The following is a 16,500-nucleotide window of genomic DNA, read 5'->3' on the forward strand; positions in this document are numbered from 1 at the left end:
CCATGAGCGCCGCTACCACCGACACCGCCATAGCTGCCCCAAAGAGCGCCCCACGTGAGCGCTTTTCGGCAACCCCTTACCTTCTGAACCTTCCAGCCCTTCTGGTGATCGGCACGCTCCTTTTGGTGCCGCTGATCATGACGCTGATCCTGTCTTTGCATTCGTTCGGGATGTACACTGGCGTCACGGACGACATTTCGTTCAAGAACTACGCCGAAATCATCCAGGACTCCTATTTCCACGAGATCTTCCTTCGCACCTTCCGGATCTCGCTTCTCACTACGCTTCTTTGCGCCCTGATTGGCGCACCGGAAGCCTATATCCTGCATCGCATGCGTGCGCCCTGGCGCTCGATCTTCCTGCTCGTGATGCTCGGACCGCTTCTGATTTCGGTGGTCGCGCGTACGCTTGGCTGGGCCATGCTGCTGGGCTCAACCGGCGTCATCAACCAGACCCTGACCGGGCTGGGTATTCTGTCGGCGCCCGTGCAGTTCATGTACACGGAAACCGGCGTCATCATCGCGCTCGCGCATGTGCTGATGCCGTTCATGGTGATTTCGGTCTGGGCAGCCTTGCAGCGCCTCGATCCACAGGTCGAAAACGCTGCGATCTCGCTTGGCGCTTCGCCTTTCACCGTGGTGCGCCGGGTCATCCTGCCACAGATCATGCCCGGCATCCTGTCCGGCTCGATCATTGTCTTTGCCCTCGCAGCGTCTGCCTTCGCCACCCCGGCCATCATCGGCGGCCGTCGCCTCAAAGTGGCTGCCACGCTGGCTTATGACGAGTTCCTTTCGACGCTGAACTGGCCGCTGGGTGCCGCCATCGCGGTGCTTCTCCTGGTCGGCAACATCATCATCATCGTCGGCTGCAACCGCCTGGTCGAACGCCGTTACGCGCAGGTGTTCCAATGAACCGCAACGGTCCTCTTGCACTGGCGTTTCACGCTCTGGTGGTGCTCTTCGTCACGGCGCCGATCCTGGTGGTTTGCGTCGTGGCCTTCACCTCGCGCGGCTATCTCTCGCTTCCCACTGATGGCCTGTCGCTGCGCTGGTTCTACGCGATCGGTGATCGGCCCGAGTTCCTCGCTTCGTTTCGCACCAGCCTTTGGCTGGCCGCACTTTCCTCGACGATCGCGGTGGTTCTGGCTGTGCCTGCAGCACTTGCGATCGGACGGCTGAAGTTTGCAGGACGTGGATTGCTGCTGAGCCTGTTTCAGTCGCCGCTGATGATCCCGCATCTCGTGTTGGGCATCGCGCTGCTGCGCTTCTTCACGGAAGCGGGCCTTGGCATCTCCGGCTGGACACTGGTGGCGGGCCATCTGGTGGTGGTGTTCCCATTTGCCTTGCGCCTGATCCTGACCACATCCGTCGGGCTCGACCAGCAGATCGAAAACGCTGCCGTTTCTCTTGGCGCATCGCGCTGGACCAAGTTCAGACGGATCACGCTGCCGCTGATCCTTCCCGGCGTCGTGTCCGGCTGGATCCTGTCGTTCATTCAAAGCTTCGATGAAGTGACGATGAGCGTGTTCATCTCGACCCCGCACACGACCACGCTTCCGGTCCGGCTGTTTCTCTACATCCAAGACAATATCGACCCGCTCGTCGCATCGGTGTCCGCGATCCTCATCGTGCTGACGGTGATCGTGATGGTCGTGCTCGACCGACTTTTCGGAATGGAACGTCTGCTCGTCGGCCCAGGCCGAAGCTAGGATTTCAGGCAGAAAACATGACAAACAACTTTGATTTCGCCGTTGTTGGCGGCGGCTTGGTGGGGGCCGCCATCGGCTATGGTCTTGCCAAGCGCGGCCTCAAGGTCGCGATGCTGGATGAAGGCGACGTCGCCAAGCGGGCGTCACGTGGCAATTTCGCTCTGGTGTGGGTGCAAAGCAAAGGGCTGGGAATGCCGGCCTATGCCACCTGGACGCGCCGCTCGTCGGACCACTGGGGCACCTTTGCCCGTGAGCTGGAAGAGCGCGTCGGCTTTTCGATGGCTTACCGTCGCCCCGGCGGCTTCCACCTTTGTTTGTCGCAGGACGAGCTTGATCGGCGTGCAGCCAACATCAACCGGCTGCACAACCAGGGTGAAAGCGAGCCTTACCGGATCGACGTTCTGGATGGCGACGAGATCCGCCGACACCTTCCCGAAGTCGGCCCGGAGGTCGTCGGTGGCACCTATTGCGCGCTGGATGGCGACGTCAATTCACTGAAGCTGTTTCGCGCGCTGCATGAAGGCTTCGCTGTCGAGGGCGGCCATTACCGCTCGGGGTCGCTCGTCCAGGAGATTGCAGGAGCACAAGGCGGCTACGCGCTGAAGACGGATGAAGCGGTGGTTCATGCCGATCGCATCGTTCTTGCGGCGGGGCTCGACAATGTGCGCCTCGGCAAGATGATCGGCCTCGATGTGCCGGTTCGCCCCTTGCGGGGGCAGGTGATCGTCACCGAGAAAACCGAGCCTTTCCTCGACATGCCGTTGTCGACCGTCCGCCAAACCGATGAAGGCGGTGTCATGATCGGCGACAGCCAGGAAGAAGCCGACGATTATCGTGTCATGCGCCCTGGCATCAACGCGGTGATGGCGGATCGCGCTGTGCGGATGTTTCCGCGCCTGGCGAACCTCAATGTGGTTCGCACCTGGTCGGCTCTGCGCGTTTACAGCCGCGATGGCTTCCCGATCTACCAGGAATCGCCGACCCATCCGGGCGCCTTCGTGGCGAGCTGCCATTCCGGCGTCACGCTTGCTGCCGCCCATGCCGACCTGCTCGCGCCGCTGCTCGCCCAGGGCAAACTTTCATCCGATCTTGATGCGTTCTCCTCGCGGAGGTTCCATGTTTCAGCGACTGCCTGATCCTTCCGGTTCGCCGGTATCCTTCACACTCGACGGGCGCCCCCTTGAAGGGCGGCAGGGCGACACGGTTTCTTCGGCCCTGCTGGCCGCCGGCGTTGAGACATGCCGGAGCAGTGCGGTCAGCGGTGAGCCGCGAGCGCCTTACTGCCTGATGGGTGTGTGTTTCGAATGCCTCGTCACGATCGATGGCGTCGGCAATCAGCAGGGCTGCCTCGTTGCCCTTCGTCCCGGCATGCAGGTCGAAACGCAGATCGGCCGCGGCAAAAGAGAGCTTGCGCGATGAAGACGCTGTCCCATGTGAACGACCTGGCCGAGCACTATGACCTCGTCGTGATCGGTGCCGGGCCTGCCGGCATGGCTGCGGCGACGCTTGCTGCCGATAAAGGCGCTCAGGTTCTGCTCGTCGACGAGAATCCTACCTTTGGTGGGCAGATCTACCGCGCAGTCAGTTCAACGCCGCTCAAGGATCGCGCATTGCTCGGTGCCGACTACTGGAAGGGCGAAGCGATCGGCGCGGCGTTTTCGCAAAGCCAGGCAGATTATTTCCCAGGCGCAACGGTCTGGCAGCTGTCGCCGGAGCTTGAACTCGGCATCTCGTCAGGAGGGCGCACGGCCGTTCTCCATGCGCGCCGCGTGATCATGGCCACAGGTGCTCTGGAGCGGCCCATGCCGATCAAGGGCTGGACCTTGCCGGGCGTGATGACGGCCGGCGCGGCGCAGATCCTGTTGAAGACCTCGGGAGTTGCCGTTTCGGGCAAGGTGGTTCTGGCGGGGTGCGGACCTCTGCTCTGGCTGATCGCCGCGCAGTATCTCGCAGCCGGCAAGCGGTTCGACGCCATTCTCGACACCACCCCGCGCGGCAACTGGCGCACCGCCATGAAAGACCTGCCGGGCTTCCTTACCTCTCCCTATCTTGCCAAAGGGCTGAAGCTCATGGCCAAGGTTCGGCGGCAGGCGAAGATCATCAGCGGCGTTACGGCTCTTGCTGCCGAAGGCGAGGGGCATCTGGCGCGTGTGCGCTATACCGCAGGCGGCCGCGAGGTGGTGATCGAGGCGGACCACCTTCTGCTGCATCAGGGTGTCACGCCCAACATCAACATGGCGAGCGCCAGCAACTGCGAGCTGGAATGGGACGATGCCCAACTCGCCTGGAAGCCGAAACTCGACGACTGGGGCAACACCACGGTTCCCGGCATCGCCATTTCCGGCGACGGCGCTGGCATTGCCGGCGCGGAAGCGGCAGCCGAACGCGGACGCATCACTGCGCTCGACGCGCTGGCTGGTCTCGGCATCATCTCGATCGCCCAGCGTGACGAGCAGGCAAAGCCGATCCGCTCCGAGCTGAACCGGTATGATCGCGGCCGTGTTTTCCTCGACAGGCTCTACCAGCCTGCCCAGCAATTCCGCGTCGCCGGCGAAGACACGATCGCCTGCCGCTGCGAGGAAGTCACCGGTGGCCAGATCCGAAAGGCCGTCACCACTCTGAACATCGCCGGTCCAAACCAGCTGAAGAGCTTTCTTCGCTGCGGCATGGGACCGTGCCAGGGGCGTTTGTGCGGCCTCACCGTGTCCGAAACGATCGCGGAAGCGCGGGGCAGCACGCCGGAAGCTGTCGGCTATTACCGCCTGCGAGCTCCGGTAAAGCCAGTCACGCTGGCCGAACTCGCCTCGCTGAAGCAAAGCGAAACCGAGATACGAACCGTGGCGCGCGGCTAGCCGATGGTGACTGCAGACGTCATCGTGGTCGGCGGCGGCCTGCATGGCTGTTCGGCAGCGCTCCAGCTTGCCAAGCGTGGCGCGTCGGTGGTGCTTGTCGAAAAGGATTACATCGGCCGTCATGCGTCCGGCGCGAATGCCGGTGGCGTGCGCCAGCTCGGCCGCGTCCTGGCCGAAATCCCGTTGTCCGTTGCGTCGATGGAGATGTGGCATGGCATCGAAGACCTCGTCGATGACCATTGCGGTTTCGAAAGCCACGGTCAGGTCAAGCTGGCCGAGTCCGAAGCCGATCTCGAGACATGTCGGGCAAGGGCTTCCGCCTTGCACACGGCCGGCTTCGAGCATGAAGAGGTCATCGACGAAAAACAGCTGCGCGAACTCGTTCCTGCGGCTGCACCGCATGTGGTTGGTGGAATGGTTTCGCGTGCGGATGGGGCAGCCCTTCCGTTCCGCACCGTGCAGGCGTTTCGCAACAAGGCCGAGCGGCTTGGCGCGCGCATCATCGAAGGTGTGGCTGTGTCGGACATCCGGCGTGATGGCCGCGATTTCGTGGCGCAGCTTGCAGATGGCCAAACACTCTCGGCGCCCAAGCTGGTTAACGCAGCCGGCGCCTGGGCCGGGCGTATCGCCGAACGGTTCGGCGAGCCGGTCCCGCTGGAAGCCGTCGCGCCGATGCTGATGATCACCGAGCGCCGCGCTCCGTTTCTGAAGCCGGTTGTTGGTGCGACGTCGCGGACGCTGTCCTTCAAGCAGTTCGCCAACGGAACCGTGCTGATCGGCGGCGGCTATCTCGGTCGGGCTGAGCCTGACACCAATCGCACCATTCTCGATTACGCCAAGCTCGGCGAAAACGCACGAACCGTCCGCGACCTGTTTCCTGTCATGCACGATGCCCGCATCATACGCTGCTGGGCCGGAATAGAGGCGCGAATGGCCGACGGAATTCCGGTGATCGGGCCGAGCCGGACGGAGGATGGTCTGTTCCACTCCTTCGGTTATTCACTGCACGGTTTTCAGCTCGGCCCGATCTGCGGTTCGATCATTGGTGAACTCGTTACGACGGGTCAGACCAACCTTCCGATCTCGCCATTCTCCATCCGTCGCTTCGCCCCATCAGGCCGGCAAAGCACCGGTTTCTAAGCTCTTCATCCCGCTTTCTCACCAGATAAGCGGACACCTTCCCATGGAAAAAAGGAGTTTCATCATGGTCAACCGTATCCTCCAGACCCCTATCATGCACCGCATCGTCGAGCATAACGGCATCGTCTTTCTCGGCGGCTTGATCGCTGACGATCTGACCCAGTCGATGGGCGGCCAGACCGAGCAGATCTGCGCCAAGCTGGACAAGCTTCTGTCGGAAGCCGGCACCGACAAGACCAAGCTCGTTTCCGCGATGCTTTACGTGACCGACATGTCGCAAAAGGGCGAGATGAACGCTGCTTGGACAAAGTGGATCGCCGCCGCCGACCTGCCGACCCGCGCCACAATCGGCGTTGCTGATTTGGGCAAGGATGTTCTCATCGAAGTCGTCGTCACAGCGGCAGCATAAGAACCAGGCCACGCTTCTATCGCAACGATGAGCCGCCTTCATGCGCCGCTGAATCGATGACGATAGCTGCGTGGCCCGATCGAAATGGAGCAGGATTGAAACGCAGTCTTGCTCACTCGGTAAACAGCTGCGCGATCAAGCAGAGTTGAGTATCGGCCACCTGCGTCAGCGAGGTGGTGAACCGTGTAAGGAAGACGTCTACGGCGTGATGCGCTGGCGCGCAGTGTTCCGCCATGGGAGGTCCGAAACATCCCCATTACTGTCATCTGCAAGTGATGACGTTTGGCCCAGCGGTTCCATCTAAATGGTATGGACAAGCTCATCATCTGGTTTGACGGTTCCTGCCCGCTTTGCAGGCGCGAGATCGCGCTCATGAAGCGCCTCGACCGCCGCGGCGCAATCGACTTCATCGACATCGCTTCATCGGACGTTGAGGACTGTCCCGTTGATCGTGCCGAATTGCTCGCGAGATTTCACGCCTGCGAGAACGGTCAGTTACTCTCAGGTGCCGCGGCCTTTGCTGCGATGTGGCGCGCCATACCGCTTCTGCGCCCACTCGGTAAACTGGCCCGCATCCCGATCATGCTGAGGGTGTTGGAGCATGTCTACAAAGCCTTCCTGCGCGTTCGACCACGGCTCCAGCGGTTCGCCCAATCACTGGAGCTTGCATGAGCAACGCGAAGCACCCTGTTGGACCTGGTCAGGAAAGCGTGTGGTCTTATCCTCGACCTGCGATTGCCCAACAAAGCCGCTGCCACATCGTGATCGAGCATGGCGGTCAAACGATCGCGGATACAAGGTCGGCCGTGCGGACACTCGAAACGAGCCATCCACCCTCCTACTATGTACCAATGGCCGACATCGCTCAGGGCGTGCTGCGCAGGGCCGAGGGAACATCGATGTGCGAGTGGAAGGGAGCTGCCACTTACTGGGATATCGTCATAGGAAGCATGGTGCTGCCGCGTGTCGGCTGGAGCTATGCCAATCCGACACCAGCCTTCGCGCTGCTGCGCGACCATGTCGCTTTCTATGCAGGGCCATTCGACCGATGCACAGTGGATGGCGAACAGGTCACGCCCCAAGCCGGCCGCTTCTACGGCGGTTGGATCACGAGCCGGGTGGTCGGTCCCTTCAAAGGTGGACCGGGAACCATGGGCTGGTGACCTAATGGCGCCTGATCCGCGGCACTGGCGCAAGTTGCATTCTGTCCAATGAACGAAAACCAGGTGTCGGCGATGCGTTTCAAGCGAGCGGTGGTCGTCGGTGCGTCCGGCGGCATAGGAGCCGCCCTTGCCAGCGCGCTGGTGGACCAAGGCGTCGTGGTCCACGCCTTATCGCGTCGAGGAGGAGCGGCGACTACCAAGCTCGTCGCCGGGACCATCGACATAGAGGACGAAACCAGCATTGCCGCTGCCGTGTTGGTCCTGAGTGCTGAAGAGCCGATCGACCTTCTGGTGGTCGCAACGGGGCTCCTGCATGCCGATGGGATCGCGCCTGAGAAGAGCTATCGCCACTACTCCAGCGCTTCTTTCGAGCGCTATTTTGCAGTCAATGCGACCGGGCCTGCGCTTGTAGCCAAGCACTTCCTCCCGCTTCTGCGCAAAGACCGTCCGTCCGTGTTTGCAGCACTATCGGCCAGGGTCGGCAGCATAAGCGACAATCGGCTGGGCGGCTGGTATGGTTATCGTGCTTCGAAAGCTGCGCTCAACATGATTGTGAAAACGCTTGCCGTTGAAATAGCCCGGACGCATCCACAGGCAGCATGTGTCGCGCTGCATCCTGGTACTGTGGCAACCGATCTCAGCCAACCTTTTCAGCGTGGCGTTCCTGCTGAAAAGCTCTTCTCACCTGAGACTGCGGCCAAGCATCTACTTGATGTAATCTCTACCCTGAACGTCTCAAATAGCGGCAGCATCTTGGCTTGGGACGGAACCGAAATCACGCCGTAAGCCCTGGCGCAGGCTGGATCGCCTCGTGTTGTAATCGCCTGAACCGAGAGGCGGAGCCCTGATGGTCTATCGCGACCGACACGATGCTGCCAGATGATCTTGCGCTCTCAGACTTTTCTGAAGCAGCCGGTCAGGCCTCATGCGATTTTAAGATCTCTCATCAGCGGCTCAACTCGAAATCCTATGCCGTAAGTCCGAAATTCGGGCGGCTCGCAACAGCGGGTGATGCAAGAGGTTTCGATCATGAGTGCCATTCATCGATGTGACGACGAGCAGGGTTTAAGCCTGACTCTGACAGTCCGTCGGATCAAGCAGAGCCATTGGCTCGTTTCTACGCCAAACCAGAGCACGGGCGGGTTCTTCCGTACAGCTGACGATGCCAGGCGCTTTGCGCGTGGCGAGGCGAAGTTGCGCAGACATGGCGAAGTCGTTGTCGTCGGTGACGACGGTCTCGATGTCGAAGTGTTCGAGCAAGCTCACAAAGTTCAGGTTCTTCACCTTGATGCACGAAGCCGGACTGGCCAGGAGTGTGCGTCATGATCCTTCCGAAAGGTGTGATGACGGCCCTGATCACTCCGTTTCGCGACGGGCGCATCAATGCCGAAGTTTATGATACCGACGTCGCAAGGCAGGTCAGTTCAGGCATGAACGGGTTGGTTGCCTGCGGCACGACGGCCGAAACGCCGACCCTTGATGAGAAAGAGCGCGATTGGCTGATCCGAGCAGCGGTGGTGGGTGCTGACGGCAAGATCCCCGTCGTGGTGGGAACTGGTACAAACGCCACGACAACCACGATCGAAGCGACGCGCCATGCCCGCAAGCTCGGCGCCGATGCCGCCCTTGTGGTTACGCCCTATTACAACAGGCCTTCGCAGGAAGGCTTGTTCCGGCATTTTGAAGCTGTAGCGCTGCGGTCCGATCTGCCGATCATCCTTTACAATGTGCCGGCGCGTACGGGTGTCGATCTTGACGTGGACACGGTGGTCCGGCTCAGCGAACTGAAGCAGATTGCGGGCATCAAGGATGCCAGCGCTGATCGCGGGCGCTGCCAGGCCATAAAACAGCGCGTGCATGCTGATTTCCGGGTGTATTCAGGCGATGATCGGATGGCTGGTGACGCCATGCTTTCCGGTGCCGATGGCGTGATTTCGGTGATCGCGAACGCTTATCCTGTTGAGTGGCGCACCTTATGCTTACACGCCTTGGACGGCGAGGACAGGAAAGCGCGGTGGATGCTGAGCGTCTTCGGAGATCTGCTCGACGCGCTCTCGCTTGAGACCAATCCTTGCACCATCAAGTATCTGATGTCCCTGACCCATCAAAGCCACTCGGCGGAAGTGAGACTTCCACTTGTGCCGATCACGTCCGAAACGGCAGCTCGCATTAGAGGAGGCCTGGATCTCGCCACGACGCGTTTGTGGGAGACCGATCAGGGTGACGGTGAAACAAATCTGCTTGGTCCAGAGCAATACACGAGGGGTTGGATCGAGGATTTGATGCTGCCGTTTCGTTTGCGGCGTGACAGCAGTCACCGCGGGCTTTCCCAGAACCACAGGGCGCGACCATGATGAGGTTGCAGCTCGTGACGCCGCAGGTCCCCGCCACACAAGTCGGCAAAAGAAAGCCGTCAAGGAAGGAGCGCTCCCGACGAGAGCGTCCAAACGACCTTTGGATCCTCGTTCGCATGGCGATCATCGCGCTGTTGCTTGTCTCGCTCACTGCTTTGGTGCGGTCGAGTGGGCTTTGAGCCTCAACCGGATCAATGATGACTAGGCTGGTATTGGCTTGAACCGAGCTTCGTGGATGGCTCCGGGTATCGTCTAAAGGGAGACCCTTGAGCCTTCTGCCGACGCCGTCGTCATTTTCGGCATCAGGTGCAGGAGGTGTCTCGTATAGTCGTGTTGCGGACGTTCGAAGAGGGTTTCGCTTTCCGCGATCTCGAGGATCTTGCCATGTCGCATCACAGCGACCCGGTCGCACATTTGGCGGATCACCGGCAGATCATGGCTGATAAACAGCATGGTAAGGCCCAGTTCGGCCTGAAGATCCTTGAGCAGGTTGAGGACCTGCGCCTGGATCGAGACGTCGAGCGCGGATGTCGGTTCATCGCAGATGAGGAAACGGGGGCGAGTGGCAAGAGCGCGGGCGATGGAGATGCGCTGGCGCTGACCGCCCGAGAACTCGTGCGGATATTTCGAAGCCGCGCGCTTGCCCAAACCGACGTGATCAAGAAGATCGTCCACGATCCTGCGTGTTTCGTCACGCGAATTCGAGAGTCGATGGAAGCGGATCGGTTCGGCGACAATATCGCGGACCTTCATGCGAGGGTTCACCGACGAATAGGGATCCTGGAAGATCATCTGCATCTGCCGCCGGTAACGGTTCAGCTCCGCGCGTGTCGCGAGCTTGGTCAAATCCGCGCCGGCAAATTGAATCTGGCCGGCGTTGGGTCTGTAGATGCCGGTGATCAGCCGGGCGACCGTGGATTTGCCGGAACCGGATTCGCCCACCAGGCCAAAGGTTTCGCCGTTGTTTATGTCGAAGCTGACGCCGTCCACCGCCCGCACTTCGTGTTGTCCGCCGCCAAACAGCGACCCGGTTCGAAAGATCAGCTGCAGATCGCGGACGGAAAGAAGGGGACCTTCGACACGTTCATAGTTGCGGGTTTGGCCGAGCCAGTGGGTTTTCAGATCAAGCTGACCACGGGCGCCAGCCGCCTCGATATGCTCAACGAGCGGGAAACGGTCGAGCTTTACGTCCGATCGCGGCACGGCGGAAATCAGGCTGCGCGTATAAGCATGATCGGGGTTGCCGAGGATCTTCTGTGTCCGGCCGACCTCCACGACCTCGCCGCGATACATCACGGCGACCCGGTCGGCTATCTCGGCAATGACGCCCATGTCATGGGTGATGATGAGCATGCCAGCGCCCGAATCCTTGACCAGCGAGCGCAGCAGATCAAGGATCTGCGCCTGGATCGAAACATCCAGCGCGGTGGTCGGTTCATCCGCGATAATGACATTGGGTTCGGCGCACAAAGCGAGTGCGATCACCACCCGCTGCCGCATGCCGCCGGAAAACTGATGGGGGTAATGATCAAGGCGCGCGGCGGGGTCCGGAATGCCGACCTGTTCAAGCAGGCGCCGCGCCCGGTTGCGCGCTTCCGTTTCGCTTAAGGGAAGATGCGTGCGGATGGTTGTCACCAGCTGTTCGGCGATCGTGCGCAACGGATCGAGCGATGTCAGCGGGTCCTGGAAGATCATGGAGATCCTGGTTCCGCGGAGCTTACGCATCTCCTCGTCGGCTAAATTGTCGATCCGCCGGCCTTCCAGCGTCACCGTGCCGCCCGCCACGCGTCCGGGGCGCTCTAGAAGACCCATTGCAGCATTGCCGATGGTCGATTTGCCGGCGCCCGACTCGCCGACCACGCCGAGGATCTCGCCGGCGCTGAGCTGCAGCGTGACGTTCTTGGCGGCAACCACATCACCGTGGCGCGAAGCGAACTCGACCTGGAGGCCATCGATATCGAGGAGGATGGTCATGACGGCACTCGCTCTAGCGCAGCTTGGGGTTCAACGCGTCGCGCAGCCAATCTCCCAGAAGATTGATGGCAAGCACCAGGATCACGAGGGCAGCACCTGGAAAGATCGTGATCCACCACTCGCCCGAAAACAGGTAATCATTGCCAACCCGGATCAACGTGCCGAGCGAAGGGGAGGTCGGGGGCACACCGACACCCAAAAAGGACAAGGTCGCTTCGGTGATGATGGCGAGCGCCAACTGGATGGTTGCGATCACCAGGACCGGGCCGAGAACGTTCGGCATGATGTGGCGGAACAGGATTGTGCCCGTTGAAAGGCCGATCACCTGACCGGCCTGTACATATTCCTTTGTTCGCTCGATCATCACCAGTGAGCGCACGGTTCGGGCATATTGCACCCAGAAGCTCAGGCCGATGGCGAGAACAAGAACATACACGGCGATCTGGTCGTAATTGTCGCGTGAAAGCAGGCCACGCAGCACGCCATCGACCAGAAGTGCGATCAGGATTGCCGGAAAGGACAGCTGGACATCTGCGATCCGCATCAGGATGGCATCCGTCACGCCGCCGGCATAGCCCGCGATCAGACCGATGACGACGCCGATGACGGTGGCGAAGATCACCGAAAGAAAACCCACCAGAAGCGAAATGCGCGCACCGTAAAGAATGGTGGACAGAACATCGCGCCCCTGGTCGTCCGTTCCCAACAAGAAGGCGTCTGAGCCGCCTTCCAGCCATGCCGGTGGCAGCAGCGAATCCATAAGGTCGATGCTTGCGAGATCGAACGGATTGTGCGGAGCGATCAGCGGCGCAAACACGGCGGCGGAAAGAGCCACAAGCGTGACAACTGCCGAGATGATCGCAGTCGGTGAATGCAAAAAGGAATAAAGCAGATCGCTTTCGGCAAGGCGCGCACGCCAGCCGATCATCGAGCCTTCGGTGGCGCCTTCGACTTCGCTCATCGGCCCTGAACCCTCAGCCGGGGATCAACCACGAAGTAAAGGACGTCCACCACGAGATTGATCACAACGAAAATGAAGGCGATCAGCAGGAGGTAGGCGGCCATCACGGGGATGTCGACATTCTGGATCGCCTGGATGAAGAGCAGCCCCATGCCCGGCCATTGAAACACGCTTTCGGTGATGATCGCGAACGCGATGATCGACCCGATCTGCAGGCCGATGATGGTCATGACCGGCACGAGCGTATTCTTGAGTGCGATGGAAAAGTTGATGGTGCGCGAGGTAAGGCCGCGCGCCCGGGCAAACTTCACGTAATCCGCCCGTAGGACTTCGAGCATTTCCGCACGGATCAGGCGCACGACCAGCGTCATCTGGAAAATGGCCAGCGTGATCGCCGGCATGATGAGCGACTCGAGACCGCTTTTGGTCAGGAAACCGGTCGTCCAGCCTCCAATCGAAACAACGTCACCACGCCCGAACGTGGGCAGCCAGCGCAAGATGACGCCGAAGATCAGGATCAGAAGAATGCCGATCAGAAAGGTCGGCAAGGAGATGCCCACAAGCGACAGGGTCATGAAGCTGCGACTGAGGATGCTGCGCCGGTTGAGGGCGGTGTAAACGCCCATCGGGATGCCGATCGCGAGCGCCAAAATGGCCGAAACAACCGAAAGCTCGAAGGTGGCGGGGAAGCGCTGCGCTAGGAGATCGGTCACCGGCTCACGCAGGCGATAGGACTGACCGAAATTACCTTGAACGGCATTGCCGATGAAGCGGCCGAACTGAACAAACACGGCATCGTTCAAGCCAAGCTCATCGCGGAGCTGTTCGCGCTGTTCCAGCGTCGTGTCCTGACCCACCATGTTGTTCACGGGATCGCCGACATAACGGAAAAGCGCAAAGGCAATCAGCGCAACGACGAGCATCACGAGAACCGATTGCGCCAGCCGTTTGAGAACAAAGAAGACCATGGACCTCAGGGCTGCAAGAGGACGTGGAAGGCAGCGGCCGACACGACCGCTACAGGGATACTGGGAAACAGGCTTGCCGAGTTCGGATGGACGCAAGCTCGGCGGCGGCAGGTCGAAAAGACGCGATAGCCCTTCCGACCCGCCCGAGCGCTACTTCATCATCACATTGCGGAAATCGAGCACGTCGTCGGCGCGTTGCTGCACCTCCACCGTGTCGCGCACGCCCCAGGACAGTGGCTGCTGATGCACCGGCAGATAGCCGACATCATCCTTCAGCAGCTTGAAAGCCTGGTTGATCAGGTCCTGCCGCTTTGCCTGATCCGTTTCATTCTGGATCTGCGTGATCAGCCCATCGATCTCCGGGTTGGAGTAATGGCCGTAGTTGAACTGGCCGGCGCCACTTTCCTTGCCGAAGGAGTGGACGAGATTGAACAAAGCGTTGTCGGCATCAACCGTGGTCGGTGTCCAGCCGAGCATGTAAAAGGATGTGTCGTTGCCGCTTTGCGGCGAGACCTTCGCGAAGTAGGTCGACTTCGGCTGCGCGTTGAGCTCGATCTTGATGCCGATGCGGGCAAGATAGGTCGCCACGGCGCGACAGATCAGCTCGTCATTGACGTAGCGGTTGTTCGGGCAATCCATGCCGAGTTCGAACCCATCGGGATAGCCGGCATCCGCCAAAAGCTTCTTTGCGGCGTCGGCATCATAGTCATAGGGCTTGCCGAGCTCTTCGTTGTAGCCGTTAACCTGCGGTCCGATCAGGAGGCCGGTCGGGTTCGCCGCGCCACGCATGACCTTCTGGTTGATTGCGCCAAGGTCGATCGCATGCGCCATGGCTTCGCGCACGCGCTTGTCCTTCAGCGGGTTCTTGCCTTTGACGCTGGAATACAGAAGCTCATCGCGGAACTGGTCCATGCCGAGGAAGACCGTGCGCACATCCGGCGCATTCAGAACCTTCACGCCCTGCGCGCCTTCCAAACGCGGCCAATCCTGGATCGGAACGGGATAAACCATGTCCAGATTGCCCGACAGCAAAGCGGCCGTGCGGGTTGCATCCTCGCTGATCGGCGTGAAAACAACGTCGGTGACGTTGGATTTCAGTTCCTTGTTCCAGTAGCCGTCATACAGCTTGAAGGTCGTCTTGACGTCCGGCTGACGTGAAACCACGATGAATGGGCCGGTGCCATTTTCGTGCGAAGCAGCGAAGCTCGAAGCGCCGTTCGCATCCTTCGGACTGGTTGCTTCGCCAGCCTTGTTTTCTTCCGACCATTCCTTGTCCATGATGTAGAACAAGGTGAGATCGCGCGGCAGGATCGCATTGGGCGTCGGCGTGGTCACCTCGATCGTATGATCGTCGACCTTCTTGATATCGCTGATTTTGGCGCTGTAGCCCTTCATGTCGGAACCCGGCGTTTTGCCGCGGTTCCAGCTGAAGATCACGTCATCGGCCGTAAAGGGATTGCCGTTGTGGAAGGTGACGTTCTCACGCAGCTTGAAGCGCCAATGCGTGGGATCGGTGTTCTCCCATTCCGTGGCGAGCAACGGCTGAAGCTCGAGCTTCGCATCATAGGTCGTGAGACCTTCATACACATTGCCCAGGAAGCCCAGTGTGAACGTCTCGTTCAATCCATGGGGATCGAGCGACTGAACATCGCCCTGATAAGCCCAGCTGAACGTTTCGGCCTGAGCCTGTCCGGCCATCATTGTCAGCGCCAGCGCGCCTGTCGTGAACCATCGCTTCATCAAAGTTCTCCCGCAGGTGTTCGAGTGTTCCAGCTCTTTTTTTCTTTGTTCTTCGTCACTGTTTCAGCGGCATGGCCGTTTCGACCAGCCGTGCCCAGAAAGAGCAGCCAATCGGGATCGCCTCGTCGTTGAAGTCAAATTCGGGATGATGCACCGGCGCGCTATCGCCATTCCCGACGAAGATGAAGGCGCCTGGCCGGGCATTCAGAAGATAAGCAAAGTCTTCGCCGCCCATGACGGGTGGTGCATCGGCATTCACGCGGTTCTGGCCCGCCACGTCCTGTGCCACCCGCACGGCAAATTCGGTGCGAGCCGGATCGTTGACCACAACGGGATAATCGCGGCGGTAATCGAGCTTTGCCTTGCCGCCGAGTGCGCGTGCCGTCAGCTCGACGATCTCGTTCATGCGTGCTTCAACGAGATCCTGCACCTGCGGCTTGAGGGTGCGCACCGTCCCACCCAGCGTCGCATGGGGCGGAATGACGTTGTAGGCTTCACCGGCATGAAACCGTGTGACCGACACAACGGCAGACTCGATCGGATCGACGTTGCGGGCAACCACGGTTTGCAGCGACAGCATGATCTGCGCGGCGATCAAGGTGGTGTCGACATTCAGGTGCGGATAGGCAGCGTGGCCGCCGACGCCTTCGATGGTGATGTCGAACTGGTCTGCCGACGCCATGAGTGCGCCGGGTCGTGTGAGAAACTGGCCGATCGGGAGGTCGGGCCGCGTATGCATGCCATAGACTTCCTGGATGCCGAAGCGATCCATCATGCCTTCCTCGACCATTTCCCGGCCGCCACCGCCGCCTTCTTCTGCCGGCTGGAAGATCAGAGCCACCGCACCATCGAAGTTGCGTGTTTCGGCAAGGTAACGCGCCGCACCGAGCAGCATCGCCGTATGACCGTCATGGCCACAGGCATGCATCTTGCCCGGCGTTTGGGAGGCATAAGGCAGGCCTGTCGCCTCATGGATGGGAAGAGCATCCATGTCGGCGCGCAGCCCAACAACCCGGTTCGATCCGGTGTCGCGCCCCTTGATGATGCCGACCACCCCGGTGCGGCCGATGCCGGTGACGACCTCGTCCACGCCAAAGGAGCGCAGCTTGTCCGCGACCAGTCCGGCAGTGCGATGCACGTCAAACAGAAGCTCCGGATTGGTGTGGATGTCGCGTCGCCATTCGGTGATGTCATCGGCGAAATCGGCAAAGCGGTTGATGATGGGCAAAAT

At 60.5% G+C, this 16,500-nt stretch carries 16 protein-coding genes; 11 read left to right on the forward strand and 5 right to left on the reverse strand.

The features are described from left to right. The first annotated feature begins 2 nt into the window (after nucleotides 1-2). The 11 genes from JYU29_RS02500 (at nucleotide 3) to dapA (ending at nucleotide 9,626) form a co-directional block, all read left to right on the forward strand. Nucleotides 3-911, forward strand: coding sequence for an ABC transporter permease (locus JYU29_RS02500; RefSeq protein WP_213983179.1), 909 nt, complete (start codon nucleotides 3-5; stop codon nucleotides 909-911). Further along, a complete protein-coding gene (locus JYU29_RS02505) occupies nucleotides 908-1,708 on the forward strand; it encodes an ABC transporter permease (RefSeq protein WP_213983180.1) in 801 nt (266 codons plus the stop codon). Before JYU29_RS02500 ends, JYU29_RS02505 begins: the two co-directional genes overlap by 4 nt. A 17-nt stretch (nucleotides 1,709-1,725) precedes the next feature. Continuing rightward, complete coding sequence (locus tag JYU29_RS02510; protein ID WP_213983181.1) at nucleotides 1,726-2,844, forward strand: NAD(P)/FAD-dependent oxidoreductase; 1,119 nt, start codon at nucleotides 1,726-1,728, stop codon at nucleotides 2,842-2,844. Beyond that, entirely contained in the window at nucleotides 2,825-3,127 is a 303-nt protein-coding gene (locus tag JYU29_RS02515) for a (2Fe-2S)-binding protein (protein ID WP_213983182.1), read from the forward strand. The genes JYU29_RS02510 and JYU29_RS02515 overlap by 20 nt, the downstream gene beginning before the upstream one ends. Continuing rightward, nucleotides 3,124-4,560, forward strand: a complete 1,437-nt coding sequence (locus JYU29_RS02520; protein WP_213983183.1) for an FAD/NAD(P)-dependent oxidoreductase — start codon at nucleotides 3,124-3,126, stop codon at nucleotides 4,558-4,560. The genes JYU29_RS02515 and JYU29_RS02520 overlap by 4 nt, the downstream gene beginning before the upstream one ends. Nucleotides 4,561-4,563: 3 nt before the next feature. Next, nucleotides 4,564-5,700, forward strand: coding sequence for an NAD(P)/FAD-dependent oxidoreductase (locus JYU29_RS02525; RefSeq protein WP_213983184.1), 1,137 nt, complete (start codon nucleotides 4,564-4,566; stop codon nucleotides 5,698-5,700). Nucleotides 5,701-5,764: 64 nt separating this feature from the next. Continuing rightward, nucleotides 5,765-6,109: a RidA family protein gene (locus JYU29_RS02530; protein WP_213983185.1), complete on the forward strand. Its 345-nt coding sequence runs from the start codon at nucleotides 5,765-5,767 to the stop codon at nucleotides 6,107-6,109. A 309-nt stretch (nucleotides 6,110-6,418) separates the two neighbouring features. Further along, nucleotides 6,419-6,781 carry a thiol-disulfide oxidoreductase DCC family protein gene (locus tag JYU29_RS02535; protein WP_213983186.1) on the forward strand — a complete coding sequence of 121 codons (363 nt, stop codon included), beginning with the start codon at nucleotides 6,419-6,421 and terminating at the stop codon, nucleotides 6,779-6,781. Then, nucleotides 6,778-7,272 (forward strand): DUF427 domain-containing protein, encoded by a 495-nt coding sequence (locus JYU29_RS02540; RefSeq protein WP_213983187.1) that lies wholly within the window; start codon nucleotides 6,778-6,780, stop codon nucleotides 7,270-7,272. The genes JYU29_RS02535 and JYU29_RS02540 overlap by 4 nt, the downstream gene beginning before the upstream one ends. A 48-nt stretch (nucleotides 7,273-7,320) precedes the next feature. Then, nucleotides 7,321-8,058 carry an SDR family NAD(P)-dependent oxidoreductase gene (locus tag JYU29_RS02545; protein ID WP_250157154.1) on the forward strand — a complete coding sequence of 246 codons (738 nt, stop codon included), beginning with the start codon at nucleotides 7,321-7,323 and terminating at the stop codon, nucleotides 8,056-8,058. Between the two features lie 536 nt (nucleotides 8,059-8,594). Then, on the forward strand, nucleotides 8,595-9,626 hold the full coding sequence (gene dapA / locus JYU29_RS02550) for a 4-hydroxy-tetrahydrodipicolinate synthase (protein WP_213983188.1): 1,032 nt from the start codon (nucleotides 8,595-8,597) through the stop codon (nucleotides 9,624-9,626). Nucleotides 9,627-9,878: 252 nt separating this feature from the next. Here the strand turns inward: dapA and JYU29_RS02555 are convergent, their stop codons facing one another. The 5 genes from JYU29_RS02555 to JYU29_RS02575 form a co-directional block, all read right to left on the reverse strand. After that, entirely contained in the window at nucleotides 9,879-11,600 is a 1,722-nt protein-coding gene (locus JYU29_RS02555) for a dipeptide ABC transporter ATP-binding protein (protein WP_213983189.1), read from the reverse strand. A 13-nt stretch (nucleotides 11,601-11,613) separates the two neighbouring features. Then, nucleotides 11,614-12,561, reverse strand: a complete 948-nt coding sequence (locus JYU29_RS02560) for an ABC transporter permease (protein WP_213983190.1) — start codon at nucleotides 12,559-12,561, stop codon at nucleotides 11,614-11,616. Then, on the reverse strand, nucleotides 12,558-13,529 hold the full coding sequence (locus JYU29_RS02565; RefSeq protein ID WP_213983191.1) for an ABC transporter permease: 972 nt from the start codon (nucleotides 13,527-13,529) through the stop codon (nucleotides 12,558-12,560). The genes JYU29_RS02560 and JYU29_RS02565 overlap by 4 nt, the downstream gene beginning before the upstream one ends. A 150-nt stretch (nucleotides 13,530-13,679) precedes the next feature. Further along, nucleotides 13,680-15,269, reverse strand: a complete 1,590-nt coding sequence (locus JYU29_RS02570) for an ABC transporter substrate-binding protein (RefSeq protein ID WP_213983192.1) — start codon at nucleotides 15,267-15,269, stop codon at nucleotides 13,680-13,682. 55 nt (nucleotides 15,270-15,324) lie between these two features. Continuing rightward, nucleotides 15,325-16,497, reverse strand: a complete 1,173-nt coding sequence (locus tag JYU29_RS02575) for a M20 aminoacylase family protein (protein WP_213983193.1) — start codon at nucleotides 16,495-16,497, stop codon at nucleotides 15,325-15,327. Nucleotides 16,498-16,500 lie beyond the last annotated feature (3 nt).

Origin of the sequence: Tianweitania aestuarii (assembly GCF_018457165.1) — a bacterium.
Taxonomy (GTDB): domain Bacteria; phylum Pseudomonadota; class Alphaproteobacteria; order Rhizobiales; family Rhizobiaceae; genus Tianweitania; species Tianweitania aestuarii.